A 17236-nucleotide genomic window follows, 5' to 3' on the forward strand; every position below is an offset into this window, starting at 1 on the left:
AAGAAAGGATTTAAATGGTAAATAGTGCAGTTTATAATGCATATTCACAAAGTCAAGCAGGCGTAGAATCTCAAGAAAAACTTATAGAGATGCTATACGGAGGGATTCTACGCTTTGCTAGTAGAATAAAAATAGCCATACAAAATGAAAATATAGAAGAAAGAGTGTATTATGTAAAAAGAGCTAGTGCTATTTTTGTTGAGCTTATTAATTGTCTTGACTATGAAAAAGGTGGAGATGTGGCACATTATCTAAGTGGTTTATACACTAGAGAATTACAACTTCTTTCTTTAGCTAATATAGAAAACAATGAAGCTAGAGTAGATGAAGTAATAAATGTAGTAAAAGGCTTATTAGAAGCTTGGAGGGAAGTACATCAAAAATGAGTGAAAAAAAATGGATAGATGAGTTTAAACTAGCTGTATATACTGAAGATATTGAAAAAATAATTAAACTCATCGAAAAACCTGATTTTAAAGATTGTCCTAATGAGGCTTTAGCACTTACTAATGAAGCAATAGCTTTTATGAAAAAAAAACAAGATAAAATAGCTATTAACTTGCAAAAACTCAAAAAAGCTTCTGCTTATATGAAGTAAAACATGGCGATAAGCCGAGTTCTGTCAAGAGCGATCATTTATCTAGACTTGTTTTTGCAAACAAGTTCAAGCGAAGGGTTATATTATAAGACTAAAACCACCCCTTCTTGCTGCAGATTGGGTTTACATAGCTAGCTTTGTTACCAAAGCTACTGGTAGGCTCTTACTCTACCGTTTCACCTTTTCCATATAAAATATGGTAGTTTTCTTTCTGTTGCACTTTCCCTTAGGTTACCCTAGCCATCCATTAGATGGAATCCTTGTCTTATTGCAGCTCGGACTTTCCTCTTCAAAAGAAGCGATCGCTTGCCATGTTTAGATAAATTTTATCAAAAAAATCATTTTTATACTAGAGTAAAGATAAGATTTAATGTAATTTTTAATTCATTTTCATATTTTGTAAGCTCTAAATTTTTAACTTTTATATAAGGATCTAGTTCTTGTAAAAATTGCATTAAGAAATAAAAATCACTAATAAAACTCAATTTTAATTCATAATAAGCAAAATATTCATCTTGACTTTTATAACTTTGAATTTGCAAAGACCTTACTTTAGTAAGATTTTTTTCAATATCTTTTAAAATGCTTTGATAATCTTTATCTAAACTCAAGAATGACGGCTCATTATAAGATATATTTTCATCTTTTTTTAAATCAGAAATCATTTCTTGTTTTTGCTTGTATTTTACTTGTAAAATATATAACTCATCTTTTGACAACCTCATTTGCTTTTCAAAATAATCAAAAACACTCATATAAATCATGAAAAAACCAAAAACAAAAGCAACCATCAAAGCTAATGCAAATTCACGCTCAGATAACTTAGCAAAGATATTTTCTAAATTTTTATAAAGATTTTTCAAAAACAAGAGTGATTTTTCCATGATTAATTTCTTTATTTTTTAAAACAAAATGATGTTTTTTAAAATCTTCATAAAATTCATAGTCATTTTTAAGCTCTATAATAAAATCATTATTTTTAACATGTAAAGCCTCTATATAGGCTTGATGAGAATTTAAAACTCTTAAAAAATCATAAAAATCTTTATAACAAAGTGCATTCGCATAAAATTTTTGTAACAAATCAACCTTTAACTCATTTTCTTCTTGTAGTTTTTTAAACTCTTGATTTTGCTTTTGATTTATTTTTACCTGTTCTAAAATATCATCTTGCTTTTTTATTAAATTTTCATATTTTGTTTTCTCATTTTCATAAAATGATCTTTGTGTATATAAATACAAGGGATAAACTAAAGCTAATAAAACTCCATAAATAAAAGCCAATAAAATCTTAAAACTAAAAGATTTTAAATGATTTATTTTTTCTTTATTGGTAAAATTAATCTTAATTTGATCACAATTTTTTAACAATTTTTGATAAAAAATATTACTATGAAATTTAGCAAAACTACTAAAATTTTGAGTATCATCTATACTTATAATGTTTTTATATGTATTTTTTAATTTTTCATCATATATTTTATTATAACTATTTAATGGCATAACTTTACAATTTTGAAAATTACATCCTAAATACTCCACTAAAACTATGTATTTTTTCTTAAATAATAATGCAAGATTTTTGCTATTTGTATCATTCTTAAAATACACTTCAAAGAGCAGGGGTTCAGGGATTACATAATCAATATCTAAAATATCTTCATATCTACACAAAAATACATGAGTAAAAGATTTATCTTGAAAATACTTTAGCTTATAAGAAAAATCATCTTTAAGACCAAGCTCTTCAAAACTCTTTTTTAAAATTTCATCTTCGCTAATAGGATTTGTAAGTTTTACATATAAAAGCTTTTCATAGGCTAGAAAATCTTTTTTGATGACTTTTTTACTCATCATAAAGGATTTTTTTGAGATTTTGTTCGTTTTTATGCCAATTTTTCTCAAGTTGAACGAACAATTTTAGCATTACTTTTTTTTGTGCTAATTTTTCTATTTTAACTCTAGCTTCTTTACCTATACGCTTAATTGTAGCTCCATCTTTACCTAATATCATTCCTTTATGAGAATTACTATCTGTAATGATAATAGCATTGATATAATAAATTTGCTCTAGTTCTTTGATTTTTTCTATTTTTACTTCAGTGCTATAAGGAATTTCATCACTTAAATTTTCATATATAGCTTCTAAGATAAAATCTCTATAAATATCCTTTTCATTTGTAGTAGTAATAAACTCAGGATTAAAATAATACGGATGTTCAGGCAAATACTTAATCATCTCATCTAAAAGAATTTTTTTATAAAATTTTTGCTTAGCAGAATAGGGGATAATAGCACTAAAATGCGAGCTAAACTGAGAATACTCACTTAATTTTTTAAGCAAAACTTCTTTTTTTACCAAATCAACCTTATTGATTAATACAATATGTGGCACTTTAGGGTTTAAACTTAAAAAATTTTCATAATCTTTAATATCATCATAAATACTAGCTACAAATAAAATCACATCACAATCAGCAATGCTTTTAATCGCAAGATCAATCATAAGCTGATTCATGGCTTTAGAGCTTGCATGCAAACCTGGTGTATCTATAAAAATAAGCTGATGATTTTCATGCATTATAATTGCATTAATCTTTCTTCTTGTAGCATTTTGCTTATGAGAAACCATAGCAACTTTTTCTTCTAATAAAGAATTTAGGATAGAACTTTTTCCCGCATTAGTTCTACCCACTATGCTTATAAAGCCGCTTTTCACAAGATATACCTAGCTAAATCTTTATTTTCTATGATATCTCCAAGTTTAACTTGCACTTTAAAATCATCTATTTTATATACTTTACCTGCATATTCATCTGCTTCAAAACTAATATCTTCCAAAAGTTTTTCCACTACTGTATGTAAGCGTCTTGCACCAATATCTTGCATTTCTTTATTGGCCTTGCTTGCTATTTTTGCTATTTCTCTAATAGCATCATCTTCAAAAACAAGCTCTACATTTTCAGTTTTTAAAAGCTCAATGTATTGTGTTAGTAATGAATTTTTAGGTCTTGTTAAAATAGCATATAAAGCATCCTCATCTAGCGAATCAAGCTCAACTCTTAAAGGAAAGCGCCCTTGAAGTTCAGGGATTAAATCACTTGGCTTACTTAGATGAAAAGCACCTGCTGCGATAAATAAAATATGATCAGTTTTTAAAGGTCCAAATTTAGTTTGTATGGTACTACCTTCAACTATAGGAAGCAAATCTCTTTGCACCCCTTCTTTGCTTGGATCTTGGCGGTTTGAATTGGAGCTTGAAACTGCTACTTTATCTATCTCATCGATAAAAATAATCCCTTCATTTTCTGCTCTTCTTAAAGCCTCGCCTTTAATACTTTCCATATCAAGAATTTTCTCACTTGCTTCTTGAGCTAGAGCTATTCTTGCATCTTTTACTTTCATTTCTTTTTTAACTTTTTTATTACCCACACCAATAACTTTTACTATATCTTGCATAGCACCCATTTCAGGCGGTAAATTTGGATTAGTATCAAACACACTTTGTGAAATTTCAACTTCTATTATGCTATCATCTAAATCACCAGCTTTTAATTTCACGCGCATTTTTTCTAAAGAATTTTGATATTCTTCTTGTTTTTCTTCACTAACACCCTTTGGTAAAGGCGGTAAAAGTTTTTCTAAAATTTTATTTTCTATAAATTCATTAATTTTGTCTTTATTTTTTTCTTTTTCTTCGTTTTTTACTAAATTTAAAGCAGCATTAGCTAAATCTCTAACCATGCTTTCTACATCACGCCCAACAAAACCAACTTCAGTATATTTACTTGCTTCAACTTTTACAAAAGGAAGTCCCATCATCTTAGCAAGGCGTCTTGCAATCTCTGTTTTACCAACCCCAGTTGATCCTATCATTAAAATATTTTTTGGCATGATATCATCTTGAAGTTCAGGGCTAAGCTGCATTCTTCTATAACGATTTCTTAAAGCAATTGCTATGATTTTTTTGGCGTTTTTTTGTCCAATTACATAATCATCTAAAAATTTCACAATCTCTTTTGGAGTTAAATTCATTTATCATCCTCAATTATATAAGTTTTAATATTTGTATTTGTATAAATGCAAATTTCACCAGCTATTTGCAAGCTTTCTTTGACTAATTCTTCTTCATCTAAATTTGAATGTTTGGCCAAAGCTCTTGCTGCAGAAAGTGCATAATTACCCCCACTACCAATAGCAGCTATAGCACCATCTTCAGGCTCAACTACATCTCCAGTTCCTGAAAGTAAAAATATATGATCTCTATCTAATACTAGCATCATTGCTTCAAGTTTTCTTAGGTATTTATCCTTACGCCATTCTTTTGAAAAATCTATCGCAGCTTTTAACAAATCACCCTTAGAACTAGAAAGTAATTTCTCAAACATATCAAAAAGATTAAAAGCATCAGCAGTGCTTCCTGCAAAACCTGCTAATACTTTTCCATTGTTTAATTTTCTAATTTTAACTGCATTATTTTTTAAAACAGTATTTCCAAAACTTACTTGTCCATCTCCACCAATTACAGACTTATTTTTGCCTTTATAAGCTAAAATTGTAGTTGCGTGAAACATTATTCTCCTTTAACTTCTAGCTTAAATACAGCATGAATTGCATGGCCTAATTTTGCTGAAATTTCATGCACGCCAAGTTCTTTTATGGTATCACATTCTAAGCTTTTTTTATCAAGCTCTATACCTTTTTGATCCTTTAACGCATGAGCGATTTCATCTTTAGTAACCCCGCCAAACAAGCTTCCATTAGCTCCCACAGGCTTAGCTATGCAAATAGTGATTTTAGATAATTCTTCTTTCAATTTTTCCAAATTTGCAAGCTCAAATCTTAAATTTTCTGCCTTTTTCTTTTGTTCTGCTTCATACTGTTTTAAAACCTCATGCGTAGCAGCTTTAGCAAAGCCTTTAGCAATTAAAAAATTTTGTCCATATCCATCTTTTACTTCTTTAACCTCTCCTGCTTTTCCTAAGCTTTTTACATCTTTAATCAATAATACTTTCATTGTTTTCCTTTTTAAAATTTTCTTCCATTTTTACCTGCGATGATAAATCTCAAAGCATTTAATCTTATAAAGCCTGCTGCATCTTTTTGATCATACACAGCATCTTCTTCAAAAGTACAATAAGCCTCGCTAAATAAGCTATCATTTGCACTTTCTCTGCCTATTACCATTACATTACCTTTATATAATTCAAGTTTAACTTTACCATTTACATATTTTTGTGACTCATCAATTAAGGCTTGAAGCATTAATCTTTCAGGCGAGAACCAATAGCCATTATAAATTAAACTTGCATATTTTGGCATTAATTCATCTTTTAAATGTGCTGCTTCTCTATCAAGAGTGATACTTTCTATAGCACGGTGTGCTTTTAAAAGTATGCTTCCACCTGGGGTTTCATAACAACCTCTACTTTTCATACCCACATAGCGATTTTCGACAATATCAAGACGACCTATACCATGTTTTGCACCAAGCTCATTAAGTTTTGCCAAAAGCTGCGCAGGAGACATTTTTTCTCCATTAATAGCACATAAATCGCCTTTACTAAACTCAAGATCTATCACTTCGCTTTCATTTGGAGTTTCTTTTAAATCTTTCACCCAACGCCACATATCCGCTTCAGGTTTAGCAGCAGGATCTTCAAGTACTAAACCCTCATAAGAAATATGCAATAAATTTGCATCCATAGAATAAGGTGACTTACCTGGCTTTTTAGCTATATCAATACCATGTTTTTGCGCATAAGCTAAAAGTTTTTCACGGCTATTTAAATCCCATTCTCTCCAAGGAGCAATAATGGCTAAATTTGGATTTAGTGCCAAAGCACCTAATTCAAAACGTACCTGATCATTTCCCTTACCAGTTGCTCCATGACTAATAGCATCTGCATTAGTTTTATTTGCTATTTCTACCAAAGCTTTTGTTATTAAAGGTCTTGCTATACTTGTACCTAGTAAATATTCTCCCTCATAAATAGCATTTGCTCTAAACATAGGAAATACATAATCTTTTACAAATTCATCTTTTAGATCTTGAATAAAAATATTTTCTTCTTTTACACCCAAAGAAAGCGCTTTTTTTCTAGCAGGCTCAAGCTCTTCACCTTGTCCAATATCTGCTGTGAAAGTTACTACTTCACATTTATACTCATCTTGTAGCCATTTTAAAATTATACTTGTATCAAGTCCACCAGAATATGCTAAAACTACTTTTTTAATATCTTTTTTCATTGTCTTTCCTCTTTGTAAAAAAATGATTGTAAAATTTAACGAATTTAGCTTAATATAATGTAAAATATTCAGACATTTTATAACATTTTCTTGTATTTTTTGATAAAATATTTTTATGAGAATAGATAAGTTTTTAAATGTAGTTAATATCACTAAGCGCCGTGCTATTTCAGAAGATATGTGTAAAAGTGGCGTAGTAAGTATAAACAATCAAGTAGTTAAAGCTAGTAAAGAAGTAAAAATTGGCGATGAAATAAGCATTAAATTTATAGAATATACTAATATCTATAAAGTCTTAGACATACCAACAACCAAAAGCATACCAAAAGCTATGCAAGAAAAATATGTGGTAAAAATCCAATGAAAGAAATAATTTTAAGCCAAAATGAGCTTTATAAGCTTTGTGAAATTTTACCTAAAAACGGAGTTATTTTACTTCAAGGGGATTTAGCAAGCGGTAAAACTACTTTAGTGCAAAATTATGCTCAATTTCTTGGAGTAGAAAAAACGCTTAATTCTCCTACATTTTCTATCATGCAAGAGTATGATTTTCAACAAGGTAAAATGTATCATTATGATATTTATCAAGAAGGTTTTGATGGACTTTTAAAAAATGGCTTGATTGAAAATTTTTTTGAAGAGGGTTTGCATTTGGTAGAGTGGGGTGATGAAAAATTAAAAAAATACTTAGATAAATATCAAATTTTTAATATAATTTTACAAATCATTCCTTATGAAAATAAAAGAAAGTATATAATACATGAGTAAGCTGGAAGCTAGAAATTTAGAAAAAATCATTAAAAAAACTAAAATCATACATGATGTTTCACTAGAAGTACAAAGCGGGGAAGTAGTAGGACTTTTAGGGCCTAATGGAGCAGGAAAAACTACGAGTTTTTATATGATATGTGGACTTATTTTGCCAACAAGTGGGCAGGTGTTTTTAGACTCACAAGATATTACAAAAGAACCACTTAATAAAAGAGCAAAGCTTGGCATTGGGTATTTACCTCAAGAAAGTAGTGTTTTTAAAGACTTAAGCGTAGAAGAAAATTTACTTTTAGCCGCCCAAGTAATTTATAAGGATAAAAATTTATTAGAGCAAAAGATAGAACAAATGCTAGAATTACTTAGTATAGAACCTATTAGGCATAGAAAAGGTATGAGTTTAAGCGGGGGCGAAAGAAGGCGTTGTGAAATCGCAAGATCGCTTATGTGTGATCCTAAATTTTTACTTTTAGATGAACCATTTGCTGGGGTTGATCCTATAGCAGTGAGTGAAATTCAAAGCTTGATTAATGATTTAAAAGCTATGAATATAGGTGTTTTAATCACTGATCATAATGTAAGAGAAACTTTAGCAATTTGCGATAGAGCTTATGTGATTAGAAGCGGAAGGTTGCTAGCTAGTGGCAATGCTAATGAAATTGCACATAATGAAGATGTTAAAAAATACTATCTTGGAAGTGAGTTTAGACTTGAATAATGCTTAAACAAAAAACCTCTATAACGCAAAAAGTAAAACTATCACAAACCTTAAGATCTTGGCTTCCTATATTGCAAGCTAACATTGAAGATCTAAAAGAAAGTTTAGATGAATTTGCTAAAGAAAATCCTTTTATAGAAATTAAAGAAAACTCAAGCATTACAAATAATCAAAACAAATATTATCAAGAATATTTTAGTAAAAATACCACCACACAAATGATTGATGCAAAAAGCTTAGAAGTAAAAAATGTGTATGAACTTTTAAGCGAGCAAATCATACCACCATTTTTTCCTACTAAAAAATCCCAAACCATTGCTGAAAAAATCATAGAATGTTTAAATCATGAAGGTTATTTTGAGTATGATGAGGAAATTTTAGGTGAATTTAATCCTTTAGAAGTAGAAAAAATCAGACAAAGATTTAAATACCTTGATCCTATTGGAGTAGGGGCAAAAGATAATCAAGAAGCTTTTATTTTTGCATTAGAGCATTTTGACTTAGATGATGAGCTTTATGAGTTTTGTAAAATGCTAATTTTAAATTTAGAAAATGCAAAAGATTTTATCAAAGATCCTTTGTATAAAAAAGCTATAGCGATAATTAAAAAAATCTCCATTCCGCCTTTTTTAGAGTATTTTGAAGAGAGCATGGAAATCATTCCTGATATATTTATTTATCAAGAAAATGGTGAAATTAAAATTAAAATCAATGATGATTATTACCCTGAAATTGCTTTTGAAGCAGATGGTTTAAATCATGAGTTTTTAAGTGCTTATTTAAAAGATGCTAAAAATTTAATCGATGCACTAGCTATGCGTAAAGCTACCCTTTATAAACTAGGGCTTATGATTATAGAATATCAATATGATTTTTTCATGGGCGGGGATATTAAACCTATGCAACTTAAAGACCTAGCACAAGATCTTGAAAGAAATGCTTCTACCATTTCAAGGGCAATTGCAAATAAATACTTAAGTTGTGACAGAGGCTTAATACCTTTAAAGTCTTTCTTTACCACTGCAGTTGATGATGGTGAAACTTCTAATGCAACTATTAAAGATTTTCTTAGTAATTTAATTAAAAAAGAAAATCCTAAAAAACCTTTGAGTGATTTGAAAATTCTTGAACTCACTCAAAAAGAATTCCCAAGTGTACAACTAGGGCGTAGAACTATCACTAAATATCGTATGCAACTTGGCATAGGAAGCTCAAGTGAACGTAAAAAATTATATGAATTAATGTAGGAAAAAATGAATTTAGAAAGTATTTTTGAAAAAACCATAAAACAAAATGTGCGTTTAGTAGCAGCTAGCAAGTATGTTCAAGATGAACAAATTCGAGAGCTTTTTAAGCAAGGTGTTGTAGAGTTTGGAGAAAATCAAGTCCAAGCTTTAGCTTTAAAAAAAGAAAAACTTCAAGACTTAAAAATCAAATGGCATTTTATAGGTAATCTTCAAAGTAATAAAATCAATCTTTTAATCAAACAAAACCCATTACTTTGGCAATCTTGCAATGGCTTAAAAAGTGCCAAAGCTGTAGATAAAAGACTTGATTATAAATTAGATACTTTATTAGAAATTAACACTGCTAATGAAAGTTCTAAAAGTGGCATAGAGCAAAATAAGGCTATAGAAGAGTATTTGCAAATACAAGAAGAGTGTAAAAATTTAAATCTAGTAGGCATTATGTGTATAGGCTCTATGGATGAGGAAAAAGTTCAAGAAAGTTTTGAGCAAACTTTTAAAATCTATGAAAATTTACAAAAACACGGGGCAAAAATTTGTTCCATGGGCATGAGTGGGGATTTTGAGCTAGCTATAAAATGTGGCTCAAATATGGTGCGTTTGGGAAGTATTTTATTTAAATAAACCCCATTTGTTTTGCTTTTTCTATCATAAAATCTGCGCCATTTTCACTTTTTAATTCTTGCAAGGCTATAGATTTTGCTTCTAGTGAGAAATTTTCCACTAAGTTTAAAAATTTATGTTTTTCTTCTTGATTTAAAATTTCACATAAATTACGCTCTTTTAAATACAAAGCATTAAAATACTGATGATTTTTAGCTGCATATGGATAAGGAATGAAAATACAAGGAAGTAAATTTGCACTAAGCTCAAAAAGACTACTTGCACCTGATCTTGATATAGCTAAATCTGCTTTAGAAATTTTATCTATAATGTTTTTATCAAAGTCAAAAAGCTCTACGTTGACATTTAAATCCTCATAAGCTTTTTTACATCTTTCATAATCATTCTTACCACATTGGTGAATGATATTTATGCCTTTTTCTTTAAAGTATAAAGCATTTTCTAAAGCAAGATCGTTAATAAATTTAGCCCCTTGAGAGCCACCAAGAAAAATAATATTTTTTAATTCTTTTCTCACTCTTGCTTTTTGAGAAAAAGTCTCGCTAATAGGGTAAGGACAAAAGAAAGTATTTGCTTTATTAATTTGATCATCAAAAGCAGTAAAAAAAGCTTTAGAAAAAGGTTTTAAAAGTGAATTTAAACTTCCCATTTTTGAATTTTGCTCATGGATTAAAAGTGGGATATTTGCCATTAAAGCACCAAAAGCACCTGGGGCACTGCTATATCCACCCACACTAAAAACTGCTTTAATATTATGTTCTTTTAAAATTTGTTTTGTTTTTCTTGCAAGTTTTATAATATGCAAAAATGATTGAACTTTAGCTAAGCCTTTTTTATTAACAACACCTTGAGAGCTTAGAAAGTATTTTTTATAAAAACCATTTTCATTTTCAAACCAAAGTCTATCTTGGCCATTTTCACTTCCTATGTAAATACATTCTATGCCTTGTTTTCTTGCACTATGCAATAAACATCTAGCTATAGCCAAATGTCCTCCTGTGCCTCCACCTGTAATTGCTATCATTTATCCTCTTTATTTAGCTTTTCTTCCAAAATAGCAAGTCTTGCTTCTAATTTAGCGATTTTTTCTTCATAATCAATCTTGCCATGTTCTTTAATATAAGCGGGTATACCAATAGCTGTTAAATTTGATCCAACATCTTTTAATACAACTGCGTTTGAGCCTATTTTGGCGTTTTTACCTATGGTAATATTGCCTAAAATTTTAGCACCAGAACCTATTACTACGCCATCTTCTATAGTGGGGTGTCTTTTGGTATTTTTATCTAAACTCGTTCCACCCAAAGTAACACCTTGATAAATCAAAACATCATTACCTATAATAGAAGTCTCACCAATCACAACCCCACTTGCATGATCTATAAATATCCTTCTACCTAGCGTAGCTCCAGGGTGTAAATCAACTCCAGTAAAAAACTGCGAAATTCCACTAATAATCCTTGCTATTTTTTTAAAACCTTTTTGGTAAAAAAAATGCGCAAAACGATAATTCACCACAGCCCAAACACCAGGATAGTTAAAAACTAATTCCACCCAAGATCTATATGCAGGATCTTTTTGTTTTGGCATAGAAAAATCTTCTTTGATTAGTTTAAAAATACTCATTTAGAACCTATGCTTTTTAAATATCCATTATCATTTAAGAATAAATAAATTTCACCCAAAATATGCTTTTTTTGATTTTCATTAACAAGTTTTGAAGCATAAATTTTTTCATTAATATTATCCATAATTGCATGAATATCATAGTCAAGATCTTCTAAAGTATCTAAAATAGATTGAGCCTCTAGTACGCTTTCTACTTCAAAACCCTTTTCATTAATACTTATACAAGCTTCGGTTGGATGTGTAAAAAGATTGTGCTTCATACCAAGGACTTCTTGATAAGCTCCCACTAGGAAAAATCCTAAAAAATAATCTTCAGCTTCTACATCAATATCATGTAAAAACAAAGGATTATCTTTAGAATAAGAAATTTCCCCATCGCTATCACAAGTTATATCCCATATACTTGCGCTTCTTGTAGGTTTTTTATTGAGTCTATCAAGTGGCATGATAGGGAAATTTTGCTCCAAACCCCAAAAATCAGGTAAAGACTGAAATACTGAAAAATTCACTAAATATTTTTCTTGTACTTCATTTTGTAAACTCGATAAATCAGCTTGATCGCCCACTAAAGAAATTGCTTTTCTCATAATCAAATGCAATAAAATTTCACTATTAGAGCGATCTTGTAAATCTACATAACCCAAATCAAACAAGGTTAAAATACTCTCCATATGATCAATGCTATCATGTAAATACTCAAGCGCATTAGAGGCTTTAATGTTTTTATACAAATCATAAAGTTCATCAATAAGTTTTGGGTTTTTATCTTTCAATAAAAGTTTGCTTTCTGTGTATTCTTGAGAAAAAAGCTCTAAAACAGGCGCTACTAAAACAGCATGATTAGCCGCTACAAAACGCCCACTTTCTATAAAAATATCAGGCTCTAAATCTTTTTTTTGTTCTGCTATGCTTTTTAAAATAAACACAACATCGTTTGCATACTCACTTAAGGTGTAATTTCTACTTGTTTCATTTTTAAACTGAGAGTATTCTACTGCTAAACCCCCGCCAAGATTAATGGCTTTTAAATTTTTTGCCCCCATTTTTCTAAGCTCAGTGTAGATATTACCCGCTTCATTTAAGGCTTTTTTTAAAGGATGAATTTCAGTAATTTGTGAGCCTAAATGAAAATGTATCATAGTAAATTGATCTAAAAGTTTATTAGCTTTTAAAAGATTTACCGCTTCAATAAGCTCAGTAGAAGTTAAACCAAATTTTGAATTTATACCACCACTTTTTGCCCAAATTCCTACCCCAGCTGAATGCAAACGCACCCTTAAGCCTATATTTGGCTTTGGCTTAAAACGATTTTTAGCAATTTCAATCATCGCTTCAAGCTCATTAAGTCCTTCCATAGTTAAAGTGATATTATGACCCATTTCACACGCTATAAAGCCCATATTTATAAGTTCTTTGTCTTTAAAGCCATTAACCGTTATAGGAGCGCCTTCATTGTTATAAGCCATAGCTAGTAAAAGCTCAGCCTTGCTTCCTGCTTCTAAGCCATAGTTGTATTCTTTGCCTAGATTAACTAAATTTTTTACAAAACCTGGATATTGATTAACTTTTAAAGGATATACAGCGTTAAAAGAACCTTTGTAGTTAAATTCTTTTTTTGCTTTAGCAAATTTATCATAAATTTGCTCAATTTGCTTATGGATTAAATGAGGAAAACGAAGCAATAATGGCCCCTTATAGCCATCATCACGCAAAGTATTTACTATATCTATAATGGCAGGTTTTTTACCATGATTTACACATACTTTGCCATTTTCGATGATAAAATTATTTGCACCCCAAATATTAATACCATAATCAATCATAACTCATTCTCCAAATTTGTTAATTTTATATTTTTAGTATCTTTATTTTCTAAATTTTTATAAAAAATCTCTTCTTTTTGCATTTCATCTTCACCTATACACAAAAAGATTTTAGCATTAGCATTATCTGCTTGATTTAAATGCTTTGCAAGTTTTTTTGCTTCATAGCTTAAATATACTTTATGTTTTTTTCTTAAAGTATTTGCTAATTTAAAAATAGTATCTATATAAGCTTCATCCATAGCACAAAGATAAATTCCTTCTCTTGATTTTACGCTTTGTTTTTGCTCTAAAATAGCCATAATCCTTTCTATACCCATAGCAAAACCCACGCCATAGCCACTTTTACCATCTAAGTATTCAATCAATCTATCATATCTTCCACCACCTGCCACAGCAGCCTTTGCACCGATTTCATCGCTAACAAACTCAAATGCACTTTTAGAATAATAATCAAGCCCGCGTACTAATTTCTCATCACATTCAAACTCAACATTATTTTCCTTTAAAAGTTTTTGTAATTTTTCATAATCTTTTTTACAACATGGGCATAAATTTTCACTTAGTTTTGGCGCATTTTCGATTAAACTTTGACAATGATCATTTTTACAATCAAGCACTCTAATAGGGTTTAAGTCTTTTCTTCTTAAGCAATCTTCACAAAAACCTTCTTTAGAATTTAAAAAAGCTATGAGTTTTTCTTTATATACACCCATACATTCTTTACAGCCTAAAGAATTAATTTTCAAACTTGTATGAATTTCTAAACGTTTAAAAATTTCATTTAGCATTAAAATAATGCTCGCATCCTCATATACACTTGCTATACCAAAGCTTTCTACACCAAATTGATGAAATTCACGCAATCTTCCTTTTTGTGGCCTTTCATAGCGAAACATAGAGCCATGGTAAAACCATCTTTTAACACTTTGAGCCTTATCCATTTTAGCTTCTATGTATGATCTTACCACCCCAGCTGTCCCTTCAGGCCTTAAGCACACATCATTGCCTGCTTTATCAACAAATTCATACATTTCTTTACCAACTATATCAGAGCTTTCCCCAACACTTCTTTTAAAAAGCTTAGTAAGTTCTAAATGCGGACAATTAATAAAAGTAAAACCATAGTTTTTAGCCACTTCTTCACAAGTTTTTACTACTTTTTCATAAAGAACGGCTTGATCATCTTGTAAATCTTTCATTCCTTTTAAAGCATTAATCATCTATAAATTCCTTAATCTTTTCATGTAAATTTTCAATACTCAAAGAAGCATCTAATTTTAAAATTTTTATATCTATCTTAGTTTTTAAAAACTCTAAAGTTTCTTCTAAAGCTTTTTGTATATTTAAAAAATATTCAATCCCTCTTTTTTCAATACTATCTAAATCTTTTTTAGAAAGTCTTTGCTCAATAAGCTCTTTAGAACCATGCAAAAACACAACCTTTTGTGGAAAAAGTCCACCTGTGGCAAAAGAATTTAACTCAAATAAAATATTTTGATCAAAATCACATCTTGCATAAGCCATATTAGAAATAAAACTACGATCTGAAATGATAAGTTTGTTTTTATTATGCGCTAAATGCATGTCGATTAAATTTGCTCTATCTGCTAAAAAAAGCAAAAGCTCAGCCTTTTTAGAAAATTGCATTTTACTTTCTAATAAAATTTTTCTCAAATGCACTCCAAGCTCACTTCCACCTGGTTCTTTGGTAAAAAATGCATTATGAAAATATTTTTTTAAAAGCTCTATTTGCGTGCTTTTACCTACACAATCAACCCCTTCAAAAGCTATATACAATCTCTCTCCTTTAATAAAGGTATAATTTCTTTTGGCACAAGCTTACTCACATCGCCATTATGCATACAAATTGATCTTACTATGGAGCTTGAAATAAAAGAATTTTTTAAATTTGGCATAAGATATATAGTTTCAAAATCTTCCCAAAGCATGTGATTTGCATAACCAAGTTGTAATTCATACTCAAAATCACTCACCGCTCTTAAGCCTCTTATAATGATATTTATTTGCAAATTTTTAGCAAGATCTACTAGTAAGTTATCAAAAGTTGTAATTTTAACATTTTTTAAGTCTTTTGTAGCAATTTTTACCATTTTTTCTCTATGCTCTAAGCTAAACATAGGCTTTTTACTCTCACTTTTAGCTATGGCAACGATTACTTCTTCAAACATCTTGCTAGCTCGAATGATCACATCTAAATGTCCATTAGTGATAGGATCAAATGTCCCTGGGTATATACAACTAGCCATTATTGCCACCTTTGATATAAATTATGCTCAATATTTGCTAGATCAAGCCATTTTCCTATGATAAATTCATATAATTTTTCCAAATTATCAACCTTAGCATAACTTGCTATTACAGGAGGAGCGATGATAACTCCATAGCTAGAAAGTTTAGCCATTTGTTCTAAATTTAAAGTAGAATAGGGCATTTCCCTTACCCCAAGTATGAGTTTTTTGCGTTCTTTTAAAGCCACTCCTGCAGCCCTTGTAAGTAAAGTATCATTTATACCACAAGCAATTTTTGCTAAAGTGTTAATAGAGCAAGGTGTGATAAAAGTCGTTTCTATGCCAAAAGATCCACTTGCAACGCATTGACTAATGTCTTCATTATCTAAAAAATTTACATATTCAAGCTCAAATTTATCTTTTATGTGTTGCAAAAAGTCTATATTTTCTAAAAGAGAATTCTCTTTTGTAAAGCTTATTTTTGCATTTTTACTTATAATGGCATAAATTTGCCCTTTTTCTTTTAAATGTTTTAATAATAAAAAGCCAAGCTCACAAGAACTAGCCCCACTAATACCTACTAAAATTTTTCTCATTTTAGCTCCACATAATTTTTACTAATGACTTTACCATGCACGACTTTTCCATCTTTATTTTTAAGGCGAATTCTTTGGTTTAAATTTCCACTTTGCAAGGCTTTTAACTCTATTATCATGCTTAAATCCCCATCTTTGATAACCCCATAAACAGAATCATTTCTTTGTATAAGGGTTTTGGTTTTAAACATATTATATTTTAAAATCATATTTTCTCTTATATTGCTTTTGGCTATTAAATTTGCGATTTCATCTTTTTTTAATACACCTTGAGGAGCTTTATCAAAAGGAATTTTTAAAATTTTAAAACTAGCAGGACTTAAATTTTCATTGCGTGCAATAGGACGCGTGGTTTGTAAAACTTCTAATTTTGCCTTTAAAAAATACTTAAAAAATATATTTTTTTTAAACTGCTCTGGAGTTTTAAATTCAGCCTTTATAAAACCATCTGCTCTATCAAAATTATGATTACCTAATTTTAAAAAAACGTATTGATTAAAATCAGCAGGCAAGCTTGATTGAGTGTTAAGATCTAAAGAAATGATTTCTAGTTGCGGATAATTTGTCTTAAATTCTTTAATCAAAGCTAATTTTACTTCATCAAAATTCGAAGCAAAACTAAAAGTATAGAAAAATAAAACTAGAATGATTTGTTTAAAAAACAATACAGCGACCTTTTATAAAAATATATTAATCGTATAATACATTAAAAAAGTTTGATTTTAGTTAAAA

General features: G+C 29.7%; 22 protein-coding genes and 1 other RNA gene. 7 read left to right on the forward strand and 16 right to left on the reverse strand.

From position 1 onward, the window contains the following. The first annotated feature begins 14 nt into the window (after window positions 1–14). Complete coding sequence (gene fliS, locus CAMP5053_RS03690) at window positions 15–386, forward strand: flagellar export chaperone FliS (protein ID WP_039618295.1); 372 nt, start codon at window positions 15–17, stop codon at window positions 384–386. After that, entirely contained in the window at window positions 383–598 is a 216-nt protein-coding gene (locus CAMP5053_RS03695; protein WP_214100783.1) for a hypothetical protein, read from the forward strand. Before fliS ends, CAMP5053_RS03695 begins: the two co-directional genes overlap by 4 nt. On the opposite strand, the gene rnpB is transcribed toward CAMP5053_RS03695, so the two are convergent. From rnpB to CAMP5053_RS03735, 8 genes are all read right to left on the reverse strand, one after another. Continuing rightward, window positions 593–916: RNase P RNA component class A (gene rnpB / locus CAMP5053_RS03700), an RNA gene on the reverse strand. The two genes, CAMP5053_RS03695 and rnpB, sit on opposite strands and share 6 nt — an antisense overlap. 26 nt (window positions 917–942) lie before the next feature. After that, window positions 943–1482 (reverse strand): hypothetical protein, encoded by a 540-nt coding sequence (locus tag CAMP5053_RS03705; protein WP_337217293.1) that lies wholly within the window; start codon window positions 1480–1482, stop codon window positions 943–945. Further along, window positions 1445–2455 carry a hypothetical protein gene (locus tag CAMP5053_RS03710; RefSeq protein WP_337217294.1) on the reverse strand — a complete coding sequence of 337 codons (1011 nt, stop codon included), beginning with the start codon at window positions 2453–2455 and terminating at the stop codon, window positions 1445–1447. The genes CAMP5053_RS03705 and CAMP5053_RS03710 overlap by 38 nt, the downstream gene beginning before the upstream one ends. Further along, window positions 2445–3317, reverse strand: a complete 873-nt coding sequence (gene era / locus CAMP5053_RS03715; RefSeq protein WP_261530102.1) for a GTPase Era — start codon at window positions 3315–3317, stop codon at window positions 2445–2447. Before era ends, CAMP5053_RS03710 begins: the two co-directional genes overlap by 11 nt. Further along, the gene (gene hslU, locus CAMP5053_RS03720; protein ID WP_337217295.1) at window positions 3314–4633 is read right to left on the reverse strand and encodes an ATP-dependent protease ATPase subunit HslU; all 1320 of its coding nucleotides are present in this window, start codon (window positions 4631–4633) and stop codon (window positions 3314–3316) included. Before hslU ends, era begins: the two co-directional genes overlap by 4 nt. Then, window positions 4630–5172 carry an ATP-dependent protease subunit HslV gene (hslV, locus tag CAMP5053_RS03725; protein WP_337217296.1) on the reverse strand — a complete coding sequence of 181 codons (543 nt, stop codon included), beginning with the start codon at window positions 5170–5172 and terminating at the stop codon, window positions 4630–4632. The genes hslU and hslV overlap by 4 nt, the downstream gene beginning before the upstream one ends. After that, window positions 5172–5615 carry a 50S ribosomal protein L9 gene (gene rplI, locus CAMP5053_RS03730; RefSeq protein WP_039618280.1) on the reverse strand — a complete coding sequence of 148 codons (444 nt, stop codon included), beginning with the start codon at window positions 5613–5615 and terminating at the stop codon, window positions 5172–5174. The genes hslV and rplI overlap by 1 nt, the downstream gene beginning before the upstream one ends. Before the next feature lie 11 nt (window positions 5616–5626). Continuing rightward, the gene (locus CAMP5053_RS03735) at window positions 5627–6847 is read right to left on the reverse strand and encodes an argininosuccinate synthase (RefSeq protein ID WP_337217297.1); all 1221 of its coding nucleotides are present in this window, start codon (window positions 6845–6847) and stop codon (window positions 5627–5629) included. Between the two features lie 115 nt (window positions 6848–6962). Between CAMP5053_RS03735 and CAMP5053_RS03740 the strand changes: the two genes are divergently transcribed. Genes CAMP5053_RS03740 through CAMP5053_RS03760 form a run of 5 tightly spaced genes read left to right on the forward strand, consistent with a single transcriptional unit; the run spans window position 6963 to window position 10204 of the window. Then, a complete protein-coding gene (locus CAMP5053_RS03740; RefSeq protein ID WP_039618276.1) occupies window positions 6963–7211 on the forward strand; it encodes an RNA-binding S4 domain-containing protein in 249 nt (82 codons plus the stop codon). Next, a complete protein-coding gene (gene tsaE, locus CAMP5053_RS03745; RefSeq protein ID WP_214126471.1) occupies window positions 7208–7615 on the forward strand; it encodes a tRNA (adenosine(37)-N6)-threonylcarbamoyltransferase complex ATPase subunit type 1 TsaE in 408 nt (135 codons plus the stop codon). Before CAMP5053_RS03740 ends, tsaE begins: the two co-directional genes overlap by 4 nt. Beyond that, window positions 7608–8333, forward strand: coding sequence for an LPS export ABC transporter ATP-binding protein (lptB, locus tag CAMP5053_RS03750; protein WP_039618272.1), 726 nt, complete (start codon window positions 7608–7610; stop codon window positions 8331–8333). The genes tsaE and lptB overlap by 8 nt, the downstream gene beginning before the upstream one ends. Next, window positions 8333–9580, forward strand: a complete 1248-nt coding sequence (locus CAMP5053_RS03755) for an RNA polymerase factor sigma-54 (protein WP_337217298.1) — start codon at window positions 8333–8335, stop codon at window positions 9578–9580. Before lptB ends, CAMP5053_RS03755 begins: the two co-directional genes overlap by 1 nt. Before the next feature lie 6 nt (window positions 9581–9586). Beyond that, window positions 9587–10204 (forward strand): YggS family pyridoxal phosphate-dependent enzyme, encoded by a 618-nt coding sequence (locus CAMP5053_RS03760; RefSeq protein ID WP_257929594.1) that lies wholly within the window; start codon window positions 9587–9589, stop codon window positions 10202–10204. Here the strand turns inward: CAMP5053_RS03760 and murG are convergent. Genes murG through flgA form a run of 8 tightly spaced genes read right to left on the reverse strand, consistent with a single transcriptional unit; the run spans window position 10197 to window position 17169 of the window. Further along, window positions 10197–11228, reverse strand: a complete 1032-nt coding sequence (gene murG / locus CAMP5053_RS03765) for an undecaprenyldiphospho-muramoylpentapeptide beta-N-acetylglucosaminyltransferase (protein WP_337217299.1) — start codon at window positions 11226–11228, stop codon at window positions 10197–10199. The two genes, CAMP5053_RS03760 and murG, sit on opposite strands and share 8 nt — an antisense overlap. Beyond that, window positions 11225–11830 (reverse strand): serine O-acetyltransferase, encoded by a 606-nt coding sequence (gene cysE, locus CAMP5053_RS03770; protein WP_337217300.1) that lies wholly within the window; start codon window positions 11828–11830, stop codon window positions 11225–11227. Before cysE ends, murG begins: the two co-directional genes overlap by 4 nt. Further along, window positions 11827–13656: a biosynthetic arginine decarboxylase gene (gene speA / locus CAMP5053_RS03775; protein ID WP_214126476.1), complete on the reverse strand. Its 1830-nt coding sequence runs from the start codon at window positions 13654–13656 to the stop codon at window positions 11827–11829. Before speA ends, cysE begins: the two co-directional genes overlap by 4 nt. Beyond that, the gene (gene hisS / locus CAMP5053_RS03780; RefSeq protein ID WP_261530125.1) at window positions 13653–14879 is read right to left on the reverse strand and encodes a histidine--tRNA ligase; all 1227 of its coding nucleotides are present in this window, start codon (window positions 14877–14879) and stop codon (window positions 13653–13655) included. Before hisS ends, speA begins: the two co-directional genes overlap by 4 nt. Then, on the reverse strand, window positions 14872–15456 hold the full coding sequence (gene tmk / locus CAMP5053_RS03785) for a dTMP kinase (RefSeq protein ID WP_261545201.1): 585 nt from the start codon (window positions 15454–15456) through the stop codon (window positions 14872–14874). The genes hisS and tmk overlap by 8 nt, the downstream gene beginning before the upstream one ends. Then, entirely contained in the window at window positions 15447–15926 is a 480-nt protein-coding gene (coaD, locus tag CAMP5053_RS03790) for a pantetheine-phosphate adenylyltransferase (protein ID WP_261545200.1), read from the reverse strand. The genes tmk and coaD overlap by 10 nt, the downstream gene beginning before the upstream one ends. Next, on the reverse strand, window positions 15926–16504 hold the full coding sequence (locus CAMP5053_RS03795) for a UbiX family flavin prenyltransferase (RefSeq protein WP_337217301.1): 579 nt from the start codon (window positions 16502–16504) through the stop codon (window positions 15926–15928). The genes coaD and CAMP5053_RS03795 overlap by 1 nt, the downstream gene beginning before the upstream one ends. Continuing rightward, window positions 16501–17169 (reverse strand): flagellar basal body P-ring formation chaperone FlgA, encoded by a 669-nt coding sequence (gene flgA / locus CAMP5053_RS03800; RefSeq protein WP_261545198.1) that lies wholly within the window; start codon window positions 17167–17169, stop codon window positions 16501–16503. Before flgA ends, CAMP5053_RS03795 begins: the two co-directional genes overlap by 4 nt. Window positions 17170–17236: the final 67 nt, after the last annotated feature.

Origin of the sequence: Campylobacter sp. S4:11 (assembly GCF_024723695.1) — a bacterium.
GTDB classification, from domain to species: domain Bacteria; phylum Campylobacterota; class Campylobacteria; order Campylobacterales; family Campylobacteraceae; genus Campylobacter_D; species Campylobacter_D jejuni_C.

What these genes read in the sequence shown, in the direction of transcription:
- fliS (WP_039618295.1), top strand. Translation starts at nt 15, where the DNA reads ATGGTAAATAGTGCAGTTTATAATGCATATTCACAAAGTCAAGCAGGC.
- CAMP5053_RS03695 (WP_214100783.1), top strand. Translation starts at nt 383, where the DNA reads ATGAGTGAAAAAAAATGGATAGATGAGTTTAAACTAGCTGTATATACT.
- CAMP5053_RS03705 (WP_337217293.1), bottom strand. Translation starts at nt 1,482, where the DNA reads ATGGAAAAATCACTCTTGTTTTTGAAAAATCTTTATAAAAATTTAGAA.
- CAMP5053_RS03710 (WP_337217294.1), bottom strand. Translation starts at nt 2,455, where the DNA reads ATGATGAGTAAAAAAGTCATCAAAAAAGATTTTCTAGCCTATGAAAAG.
- hslU (WP_337217295.1), bottom strand. Translation starts at nt 4,633, where the DNA reads ATGAATTTAACTCCAAAAGAGATTGTGAAATTTTTAGATGATTATGTA.
- hslV (WP_337217296.1), bottom strand. Translation starts at nt 5,172, where the DNA reads ATGTTTCACGCAACTACAATTTTAGCTTATAAAGGCAAAAATAAGTCT.
- rplI (WP_039618280.1), bottom strand. Translation starts at nt 5,615, where the DNA reads ATGAAAGTATTATTGATTAAAGATGTAAAAAGCTTAGGAAAAGCAGGA.
- CAMP5053_RS03735 (WP_337217297.1), bottom strand. Translation starts at nt 6,847, where the DNA reads ATGAAAAAAGATATTAAAAAAGTAGTTTTAGCATATTCTGGTGGACTT.
- CAMP5053_RS03740 (WP_039618276.1), top strand. Translation starts at nt 6,963, where the DNA reads ATGAGAATAGATAAGTTTTTAAATGTAGTTAATATCACTAAGCGCCGT.
- tsaE (WP_214126471.1), top strand. Translation starts at nt 7,208, where the DNA reads ATGAAAGAAATAATTTTAAGCCAAAATGAGCTTTATAAGCTTTGTGAA.
- lptB (WP_039618272.1), top strand. Translation starts at nt 7,608, where the DNA reads ATGAGTAAGCTGGAAGCTAGAAATTTAGAAAAAATCATTAAAAAAACT.
- CAMP5053_RS03755 (WP_337217298.1), top strand. Translation starts at nt 8,333, where the DNA reads ATGCTTAAACAAAAAACCTCTATAACGCAAAAAGTAAAACTATCACAA.
- CAMP5053_RS03760 (WP_257929594.1), top strand. Translation starts at nt 9,587, where the DNA reads ATGAATTTAGAAAGTATTTTTGAAAAAACCATAAAACAAAATGTGCGT.
- murG (WP_337217299.1), bottom strand. Translation starts at nt 11,228, where the DNA reads ATGATAGCAATTACAGGTGGAGGCACAGGAGGACATTTGGCTATAGCT.
- cysE (WP_337217300.1), bottom strand. Translation starts at nt 11,830, where the DNA reads ATGAGTATTTTTAAACTAATCAAAGAAGATTTTTCTATGCCAAAACAA.
- speA (WP_214126476.1), bottom strand. Translation starts at nt 13,656, where the DNA reads ATGATTGATTATGGTATTAATATTTGGGGTGCAAATAATTTTATCATC.
- hisS (WP_261530125.1), bottom strand. Translation starts at nt 14,879, where the DNA reads ATGATTAATGCTTTAAAAGGAATGAAAGATTTACAAGATGATCAAGCC.
- coaD (WP_261545200.1), bottom strand. Translation starts at nt 15,926, where the DNA reads ATGGCTAGTTGTATATACCCAGGGACATTTGATCCTATCACTAATGGA.
- CAMP5053_RS03795 (WP_337217301.1), bottom strand. Translation starts at nt 16,504, where the DNA reads ATGAGAAAAATTTTAGTAGGTATTAGTGGGGCTAGTTCTTGTGAGCTT.